Origin of the sequence: Paenibacillus sp. FSL R7-0026 (assembly GCF_038004485.1) — a bacterium.
Classification (GTDB): Bacteria; Bacillota; Bacilli; order Paenibacillales; family Paenibacillaceae; genus Paenibacillus; species Paenibacillus xylanexedens_A.
Genome location: NZ_JBBORG010000001.1, coordinates 5643332 through 5653053, shown reverse-complemented (window position 1 = coordinate 5653053; position 9722 = coordinate 5643332). Strand labels below are relative to the sequence as shown.

General features: G+C 44.3%; 10 protein-coding genes. 6 read left to right on the top strand and 4 right to left on the bottom strand.

Features of this window, described 5'->3' with window-relative positions:
• Window positions 1–35: 35 nt before the first annotated feature.
• A complete protein-coding gene (locus tag MKY44_RS24850) occupies window positions 36–686 on the bottom strand; it encodes a nitroreductase family protein (RefSeq protein ID WP_341009018.1) in 651 nt (216 codons plus the stop codon).
• A gap of 129 nt (window positions 687–815) precedes the next feature.
• Between MKY44_RS24850 and MKY44_RS24845 the strand changes: the two genes are divergently transcribed.
• Entirely contained in the window at window positions 816–1181 is a 366-nt protein-coding gene (locus MKY44_RS24845; RefSeq protein WP_164783186.1) for a MerR family transcriptional regulator, read from the top strand.
• A 43-nt stretch (window positions 1182–1224) separates the two neighbouring features.
• On the opposite strand, the gene MKY44_RS24840 is transcribed toward MKY44_RS24845, so the two are convergent.
• Window positions 1225–1899, bottom strand: coding sequence for a VOC family protein (locus MKY44_RS24840; RefSeq protein WP_341009016.1), 675 nt, complete (start codon window positions 1897–1899; stop codon window positions 1225–1227).
• A gap of 21 nt (window positions 1900–1920) precedes the next feature.
• Entirely contained in the window at window positions 1921–2802 is an 882-nt protein-coding gene (locus MKY44_RS24835; protein ID WP_083684888.1) for a LysR family transcriptional regulator, read from the bottom strand.
• 169 nt (window positions 2803–2971) lie between these two features.
• Between MKY44_RS24835 and MKY44_RS24830 the strand changes: the two genes are divergently transcribed.
• Window positions 2972–4153 carry an MFS transporter gene (locus tag MKY44_RS24830; RefSeq protein ID WP_341009014.1) on the top strand — a complete coding sequence of 394 codons (1182 nt, stop codon included), beginning with the start codon at window positions 2972–2974 and terminating at the stop codon, window positions 4151–4153.
• Window positions 4154–4194: 41 nt separating this feature from the next.
• On the opposite strand, the gene MKY44_RS24825 is transcribed toward MKY44_RS24830, so the two are convergent.
• Complete coding sequence (locus MKY44_RS24825; RefSeq protein ID WP_341009012.1) at window positions 4195–5163, bottom strand: helix-turn-helix transcriptional regulator; 969 nt, start codon at window positions 5161–5163, stop codon at window positions 4195–4197.
• A gap of 87 nt (window positions 5164–5250) precedes the next feature.
• Between MKY44_RS24825 and MKY44_RS24820 the strand changes: the two genes are divergently transcribed.
• The 4 genes from MKY44_RS24820 (at window position 5251) to MKY44_RS24805 (ending at window position 9701) form a co-directional block, all read left to right on the top strand.
• Window positions 5251–5694 (top strand): VOC family protein, encoded by a 444-nt coding sequence (locus MKY44_RS24820; RefSeq protein ID WP_341009010.1) that lies wholly within the window; start codon window positions 5251–5253, stop codon window positions 5692–5694.
• Window positions 5695–5922: 228 nt separating this feature from the next.
• Window positions 5923–6447 (top strand): VOC family protein, encoded by a 525-nt coding sequence (locus tag MKY44_RS24815; protein WP_341009009.1) that lies wholly within the window; start codon window positions 5923–5925, stop codon window positions 6445–6447.
• Between the two features lie 471 nt (window positions 6448–6918).
• The gene (locus MKY44_RS24810) at window positions 6919–7839 is read left to right on the top strand and encodes a methyl-accepting chemotaxis protein (RefSeq protein ID WP_307415990.1); all 921 of its coding nucleotides are present in this window, start codon (window positions 6919–6921) and stop codon (window positions 7837–7839) included.
• Window positions 7840–7988: 149 nt separating this feature from the next.
• Entirely contained in the window at window positions 7989–9701 is a 1713-nt protein-coding gene (locus tag MKY44_RS24805) for a spore germination protein (protein WP_341009007.1), read from the top strand.
• Window positions 9702–9722 lie beyond the last annotated feature (21 nt).

Below are 9722 nucleotides of genomic sequence, written 5' to 3'. Positions count from 1 at the left end.
TCCATAGTCATTTTAGTCTTGAGAGTAGCTGTTGATTATGCCCAAGTTGTAATCGTTTCAACCGGGAGACGATAGGAAGGATAGCCATCTTTGGCTGCTTTACCTATGGAGATCAACATCACGGGCTGGAACCGTTCTTTATCTAAGCCGAAAACTTCAGCAATTTGGCCTTTGTCATAACCGGCCATAGGGTTGGTATCATAACCATGGGCACGGGCAACGAGCATGAGTTGCATGGATATGAGGCCTGAGTCAATGAGGTTCATGTCACGCAATTCGGATGCGTTTATGTTCGCATAATAAGGTTTTACCTGCTGCATCTGAATATCCATGATATCTTGGGGCATGTACCCAAGTTCCACTGATTTGCTGAAAATCTCTTCCATGTATTCAACGTTGTTGGCATCGTAAAACACGGCAATGACAGCGGAAGACGTTAGTGCCTGTGTCTGGTTAAAAGAGGCCAGTGGTGCAAGTTTCTCTTTGCCTTCAGCACTGTCGATAACAAGAAAACGCCAAGGTTGCATGTTAATGGCCGAAGGGGCACGTGAAGCTTTCGCCAGTATTTCGGTCATCTCCTCGCGGCTTATCTTCACTTCAGGGTCGTAGGCTTTAACGGAATGGCGCTCCAAAACGATGTTATCAAAATCATTTGTTTTGTTGAATTGACCGGTAATTGTGTTCATATTGAAATCTCTCCTCATATCTATATTGGTGAGAGTAGGGTATAAATTATATCTCCATCTGTCTCACTATGAGGATTGTAAACTATGAAGTATACTTTATAGCAAGAAGAAGAAACGGGGGAAATACATATGAAGATTAGTGAAGTAGCGAACCATGTAAACCTTCCGATATCCACGATTCGTTACTACGAGAAAATAGGTATGATCCCGGATGAACATATGCTGAGAGATCATAATAACTATCGAATATATGCGCAGAGCATTATTCAGCATCTGGAAGTGGTCAAACAATGTTTAGCTGTTGGTTTTACGATCCATGAGATCCAATCTATGATCTCTAAACATGGGTTTTCAAGTAATGATCAAGCAAGCGTTATCCAAGCGAAAATATCAGAAATTGAAGAAATACAAAATAAATTAGAGAATTCCAAACAAAATCTGTACGAAATTCTTAAATCGGATATCACGTGTGAGGATGGTTTTGGTAAGTATTAAGCCGGAAGTCCCTCTTAAGGTTTTCATTCAGTACGTTCTTACATCATATCGATTCAATCGAGTACATATCGTCCTGTATACGCAGATTACCGGGCTGCCCAGTTTCCACCTTCACCTCCGTAGCAAATACACCAGGTATACGTCCGTCTGGGAACCAGGGCATCTGTTTATCAATGACAATAAACATGCCTTCTGCATCACCCGTGGGGGAGAATTGTTTTCCGTCTCCGGCAAATGGTTCAAGTTGATAATGCTCATTCAATGTGTTCATTGTCTCAGGAACATCATCGACAGGCAGACCGATTTCACTAATGCATAACAGATGCTTCGCTTCGAAAGCTTCATCAACTGCATTATCGAGTGAATGATGAGCGATAAATTCCATCAAGTTGCCGCTTGGATCATAAAAATAGAAGGCTGTTGCATCCCAGTAGGGGAAATAGAATTCATCCTGTCCATCTTTGGAGAGCAATGAAATGTTACGGTCTTGAGCCCACCTTTTTGCATCAGCAAGTTTATTCGTTGGAATCGTAAACGCTACATGATAGTAGGGCTTCTCTTGTTCTGGCGCCTTCTTGAAAGATAGTACCGAGTTCCCCGCACGGAATGAAACAAATGTTGTACAATCCTCCACAAGATCCAGTTCCAGTAGTGTACCGTAAAACTCTTTTATGGCCTCGACCTCATGTGTTAACAAACCAACTTCTCTTATTATCATTTTAATACCCTCCTTTTAATCTCACCTTTGATTGAAATACTCGATTGTTTTCTCAATAAATGCCTTGGCCGATTGCGTCAGGTAACGGTCGGACCGATGGATGATTTCAAAGTGCCGGTATGGCGGATCGTCTGTAATTCGGATGCAACGTAGCGTGGGCTCATTCATGGCTTTGATCAGAGGATAAGGCAGCAGTGTTCCTCCGACGTTGGCTTTGACCAGGCTAATGATGGAGGTTGCCGAACTGGTCTCCATGATGGTATTTAGGGTGAATCCATATTTACGGCAATAGCCATCGACCAATTCTCTGCCCGTGAATCCTTCGGGGAACATCACCGTTTGGATATCACGTAACTCCTGAATTTCAATTGTGCTTCGTTCAGCCCAATCATGATTCTCGGATACGACCAGTACATATTCTTCACTGCACAAAGGAATGCGTACAAGCCGCCTATCAGGGGCAGACGTGATCTCGATGCCGATGTCGACTTCATTTTCCAACACTTGATTTACGACATAGATCGAAGAGATAACCTTCAATTGCACCTTGGGGAATCGGGCATGAAAATCAACGAGCAACGGAGTGATACGGTAATCCAAATCGGATGGAAGAACACCAATAACCAATCGTCCCCGCTGATCATTCCGAAATTCAGCTAGCGCATCCTGGGTATTCTGTAAATGCCGGATCATCTGTACACAGTGCTCTAGAAACAGAGTGCCTGCCTGGGTCATCACAATTTTTTTGCCGACACGGTCAAACAAAGGAACACCAAGTTCATCCTCCAACCCACGTATCTGTTGACTCAACGTAGGTTGAGATATGCCAAGTTTCTCAGCTGCCCGTGTAAAATGAAGCTCCTCACACACGGTAATAAAGTTTTCCATTTGACGAATCTCCATGAATTCACCTCTAATCATTGGTTTTAGTAATCATTTTAATAGAAACAATAGTATTGTTCAATCATTATAATGATCCTATACTTAATTCGTGCACCACCCGAAGATCTTGTCATTAAAGAATAGGATCTTGGGTGAAGGCAACGAGACTACTCCCATGAGGTGATTCATAATGAAACTTTTTTATATTGTATTCGCGCTTATTCTGGCGTCACTGAACTTAAGACCACCGATTACTTCCATTTCTCCTCTGATGAGTACCATACAGAATGATCTGGGTTTGAGCGGCATGACCGCCAGTCTGTTAACTACACTACCGGTATTATGTATGGGCATATTCGCTCCATTCTCTGTAAGACTAAGTAGAAGGTGGGGGAACGAAGGAGCCATTGTGCTGGCTTTAATCCTTATTGGGATAGGTACGGGATTACGATTGTTCGTAGGCGCAACTCCGTTGATGATGTTCACTTCTTTTCTGTCAGGCGTAGGGATTGCATTGGCAGGGCCGCTGTTGTCCAGCTTCATTAAGCAGTATTTCCCTAACCGAGTGGCAGCCATGGTCGGCGTCTACTCTACAGCAATGGTGATGGGGGCTAGCATTAGTGTGGGATTGTCGGTTCCCCTTCAGCAGACGTTGGGTGGATCTTGGAGAGGTTCTTTGGCTACATGGGCATTACTCGCAGCCATTGCATTGCCGATCTGGTTAAAATTAGCTTGGTCTGCGCGTACAGAGCGGCAATCCGGACAAACTTCGGCTGTAGTCCATGCACCACTTCCGGTGAAGAACAGGCGTGCATGGGTGCTGACACTGTTCTTTGGACTGATGGCCGCGATCTTCTATTCATTAACTGCCTGGCTTGCGCCAGCCATTCAGAGCCATGGATATAGCCAAGAGACTGCTGGCAACATCCAAACGTTATTTACATTGATATCACTGCCCTCAACATTATTCATTCCCATGCTTGTACATCGGTACCAAAAACGTGTCTTCTGGCTTGTTGGATGTGCGATGTTGGAGTTAATAGGTGTCCTGATGCTGAATCTCTCTGTCAGTCCGTGGCTCGCTGCGATTCCGCTCGGGATTGGTGCAGGTGGACTGTTCCCGATTGCACTTATGTTGCCGATTGATGAGACAAACAATGCTCAGGAAGCGAGTAGCTGGTCGGCTATGACTCAATCTGGTGGCTACATTCTTGGAGCACTTGGGCCGCTGGCGATTGGCTGGCTCCGCGATCTAACAGGCAGCTTTGTGCAAGCATTTTATGGTTTGGCTATCATCATCGTGTTGCAGATTATCGTTCAATTGGCTATTGGCAATAAAAAAAGTTTAAAAGTTAGCCAGGAGCAGAGCTAAAAGGCATGTAAAGTAAAATGGATATAGAAATATGATGATCTTTATACATGATCCAACAAGTCCAGATAGTACTGCCTTAATGCTTTCTGTAAGATGACGGGCTCCATAATCTTAATCGATTTACCATAGCCGGCAAGATATCTCACTATGAAATCAAGCTCGTGAGGTTCATACGAACCGACAAGATACATGTGTCCCCTCTTCTCGATGATCTGCATAGATGGGAAATGTTCTTGCTGGAATAGCTCCATCCCGGCTTCATCAATCAGGCATTTGAATGGAATTGCTTGTTCCGATGGTTTCCATAGAGATTGGGCATCCTGTGAATAGAGTTCCTTTACATGAGTTAAAGGTTCAATCTCCGTTGTTTCGGCTGAAATGATGCGGTCGCAGCGAAATACACGATACGCTTGTTTATGCAGATCATAGGCCTGACAATACCAATAACCTTTCCTGGCATAGAGCGCGATGGGTTGAATGATGCGGATATTGGTGTTTGCAGAAGATGGCCTTTGATCAGGGGATCTACGCTGATTAGCGTACGTAATCTGAATCACTATATTCTGCACAGCAGCCATCAACAGAAATTCCAAATGTGCACTATCACGGATCTGCTCCGTATGTCGAAAGGAAACCCGGTGTTGCATGTTCTCAATATCCTGTCGTTGCTTGTCGGATAACGCGCTCATAAATTTCTCATGAATGGTACGGAAAGAGACTTGAAAGGGTAGGCTGGAGAAGCTGCGGAGAGCCTGCATTGCAAAATAAAGGGCATGAAGCTCCCCCGTATTAAACGAAATGGGAGGCAGTTGCATCTGTTGCAGCAGTCGATATCCGCCGTAGCGTCCATATTCGACATAGATGGGCGCACCTAACTCTTCCAATGAAGCGATATCTCTTAACGCGGTTCGTTTGGAGATTTGGAACTCCTGCATGAGATCTTGCAGGGTGAACTGTTGTTTTTGATTAATGAAGCGCAGCATCTGGTTCATACGTTCTGATTTTTTCATATCAAACCCTCTTAATGGTGCCATGGATTGGCACCTTTCGTTGTTATAGTGATAAGTGTAATCCAGTAGGAAGAAGGAGGCAATATAATGAATTTTGAAGTGATACCATTTTTGTCGATGAATGGGGATGCGGCGGCAGCCATTGCTTTTTATGAAGAGTTTCTGGGCGCCAAGGTGATATTCAAGAAAAGTTATAAAGAGATGACGGAAATGAACCCGGGCTTCGAGTACCCTGCCGGTCAAGATGAGTATATTACACATTCGGTGCTGGAGATTGGGGTTAACAAAGTCATGATTGCGGAAGAAGCAATGGACACGGAGAGAGCATGGCAGCTGGGGAACAGCACGTCACTATGTATTCAATCCAAGGATAAAGAAACAATCGATCAACTGTATCATTCTCTGATGCAACATGAGGGCGTGAAGGTACTGGTGCCTTACGAGCAAAATGAATTCAGCCCAGGTTATGGCATCGTGCGGGACCCATTTGGCATTGCAATTCAGCTGTGTGTCACTGTGCACGATTTTTAAAATGAGTTCAGGCCCGCGATTAAGCACTCGGTATGTAAACTTAGAACTAACTTAAAAACATCAAAAAAAGAAGAGCCATGGATATCGTGCGCTCTTCTTTTTTCGGTTTCTATACAAGGTCGTTCGAGCAACCGATGGTTATAGCGGACCTCTTTTCGTGTAAATCATATAGGTACGGATGTCGCTGTGTACAAGCAAGTTCAATGGATAAAGGAAAGAAGGGATAACATGATTACAAGAGGAATCGACCATATTGGAATAACTGTACCGGATATGGAGCAGGCGACACTATTTCTACAACAGGCATTTGGAGCTCTACTTGCCTATGACCATATAACGCCGGATGATCCCCCACAGGAAGGACCTGAGGCAGAGCGTAAATTAGGACTGCGTTCAGGAGCAAAGGTTATTCATATTCGGATGTTATCGCTCGGGGAGAGCGCCAGTATAGAGTTATTTCAGTACGCAAATTCAGCGCAATCGGAGCCAGTTAGGGCATCGGATTACGGATTGCAGCATATGGCGTTGTATGTGGACGATATGCAAGAAGCTGCACGACACTTCAAAGAAGCGGGCGGGGTGTTGCTAACAGAGCCTGGGGCGTTGAACGGTCATATTGAAGGCGGGGAAGGCAATCAGTTTGTGTATGGAAGAGCACCTTGGGGGATGCTGATCGAGCTAATCTCCTATCCTGCGGGCATTCAGTATCCGAATCACAGTGAAGCAAAGCGCTGGACACCACGAAAAAAATAATAAAGATGAGACTGGATAAGAAACAGGACGATGCACGACAAATCGTTCTGTTTTTCTTGTATATAGGGGCTAAATGTTTAATAAAAAACAGAAATTATGTTACAAATACGTTACAAATACAGAAGTGTATACCTCTTTGCCTTATCTTACGATACGTACTAGTAGATACAGAGATATTTTACGGATAAGATAAGTTATAACGTCTCTTTTCTGGACGATGAATATGCTCCGAAAGTATGTTGATGGAAGCCTTAGATCCAGGATATTGAAGAAGCATTAAAACGAAGGAACAACTATATATTTTGACTGAACAAGGTTTCGATAAAAATAAATAACAACAGGTGATCCAAAAGGCTACAAATCGGGTATCAATAGTAGAGTCATTTAGAACCTGATGGATACATATGTTGTTATGATCGTTTTTGCTAGTTAAAGGCTGTCTATTATGGAATGAACTGTGGGGGTTATCAAGTGTCTATATTAGATATGGAAAAGAAAGATGTTGTCACCGATGCAATGGTCATCAAGGCGATGGAGAAAAGTCTTGCTATCATTCGATTTGATCTGGATCGCCGGGTAACCTACGTGAATGAAGTCTTTGCCCAGACGATGGGATATACGGTAGATGAGATGTACGGCATGAAGCATCAGCAACTGTGCTTCGGTCAATTTGCAAATACTCCGGACTATGATGCTTTTTGGAATAGCATATTTAATGGTGTCAGCTTCCAGGACAAGGTTGAACGCAAGGATGCAAAAGGGAATTCTGTATGGCTTGAGGCGACATATATGCCGGTGTACGATGAGACGAATCAGAAGATACTGGGTGTTTCCAAAATAGCGACCAACATCACCAACCGTCAGAACAACATTTCGGTCGTAGTGAATGAGCTGAAAACGATGTCTCATGAACTGAATGGGCAGGCAGATGTAGGTATTGAACGGAGCCAGGAATTAATGTCCAGTATCTCCTATATCTCTGAGGTGTCGACTTCTAACCGTGCAACGTTGACTCATTTGCAGGAACAGGCCGGATCGATTCAGGGCGTGGTACGAACGATACGCGAGATTTCATCTCAGACGCAACTACTCGCGTTAAATGCTGCCATTGAGGCTGCACATGCAGGAGAATACGGACGAGGATTCGATATCGTGGCCAAGGAAGTTAAGAAACTATCCGCAATGGTAGAGAGTTCGATTAATGAGATTCGTGATAGCGTGACTGGAATAACGAAGGAGATTGGTAATATCACAGGAGGTACCAAAAAAGTAGAAGAATATGTGGAGCAGAGCCAGAAGCAGATTGAGATTGCATTGAATGATTTTACAGCAATTGCTGCTTCAGCTCACTTGTTGGATGCCAAAGCGGAGCATGTGACCAGAATCGTATAACAATATATAGTAATAGCGGTTCCTTGCACAGGAACCGTTTTTTTTGTCGTTCAGTACTCAAAAAAACGGGAATTATTGTGATCAAACGGGGACACAATACTTGGGAATACCTGCAGCTTTGTCATGCAGAGAAATGTTGGGGTGGGAACATGTGGTCAACAATTGTATCCTACGTGCCGGATTGGTCCATATGGATCCAGGCATTCTTGGTCTTCATCATTCCAATTGGTATTACATTGAGCACGCGTTGGATCAATGCTGCCATTAAGCGCGGAAGTTTCTCTCGTTCGAAGCAATCGTCCGTATCCTCAAAGGATATCTCGCCAGCAGCCAAAGGGCAGGGTGAAGGGACCGAAACAGGCCAATATGCGAATATTAAATTAACCGGCAAGTACAATACGGATCTGACCAGTGTAAGAGAAAGCTTTGGTCAAAATGCTGACGTGCATATTCGGGAGTTTACGATTAGGGGTACGAATACACGGGCAGCCGTTATATATACGGAAGGCCTGGTAGATCAAGATTTAATCGATGATCACCTGATTACACCGTTAATGTTGGAGGGCGTTCCAGAGCTTAAGCGAGAGGGGTTCCTCCATCCGGATAATGCACATTTACTGTCGGCCTACCTGCAAGATCAACTACTACCTGTCAGTCTGATTGAGGAGACCCAGTCCCTTCAAAAGGTCTCACTTGGCGTGCTTTTTGGCAAGAATGCACTGTTGGTCGATGGATTGCCGGGAGCTCTATTAATTGGAGCTCATAAGATCAAAACACGTGGTGTAAATGAACCGTTGTCAGAGGGGTTGCTCCGTGGACCTCGTATTGGTTTTACAGAGCAATTAAGCGATAATACAGGCATTTTGCGTCGTTATGGAAGTGATCAGAGCCTGTTTATTAAGAAGTATGAAGTGGGTTCACGGATCAAAAAAGATTTGGCGATAGCCTATATTCAGGATATTGCCGATCCAAATCTCGTTGCTGAAGTATGCAAGCGAATTGAAGAGATGGATATGGATTCGATGTTGGAATCAGGTTATGTGGAACAACTCATCGAAGATAATACGCTGAGTCCTTTTCAGCAGGTACTGAATACGGAAAGACCTGACCGGGTGATGGGTGCCCTTCTGGAAGGTCGAGTAGCAATTTTGTTGGATGGAACGCCATTTGTATTAATTGTACCGGTGACCTTTAGCATGTTGCTTCAGTCTCCAGAGGACTATTATGAACGCTGGATTCCTGGAACATTTTTGCGAGTGCTACGTTTTATGGCCGCTATGCTGGCATTGCTTGCTCCTGCGCTCTATATCTCGTTTATCTCGTTCCATCCGGGTCTAATTCCAACCAAGCTGGTATTGACGATTATTGAAACGCGTACTGGAGTTCCATTCCCTTCAATTATTGAGGTACTCATCATGGAGCTTTCAATCGAAATTTTGAGGGAGGCCGGGATACGCTTGCCCAAACCGATTGCGCCAGCGATGGGAATCGTTGGAGGTCTGATTATTGGCCAAGCAGCGGTGCAAGCGGGAATAATAAGTCAATTTCTGGTCATTGTTGTTGCGGTAACTGCCATCTCTTCCTTTACGATTCCGGTCTATAGTGCGGGATTAACGCTAAGGATTCTACGATTTGCCGCTATGTTCAGCGCAGCCGTACTCGGATTGTTTGGCGTGGTTATGTTCTTTCTGCTTGTGTGTACACATCTGGCACGACTCTCGAGCTTTGGCGTCCCTTATGTTGGACCCGCGGTTCCTTATCACATGAATGAATGGAAGGATTTTGTTATCCGTGCACCGCTAAATATGATGAGAATGCGTCCCAAAATGACAAATCCGATAGATCAGGACCGAAAAAAATAAGTTTATCCACAGAAGGTCTGG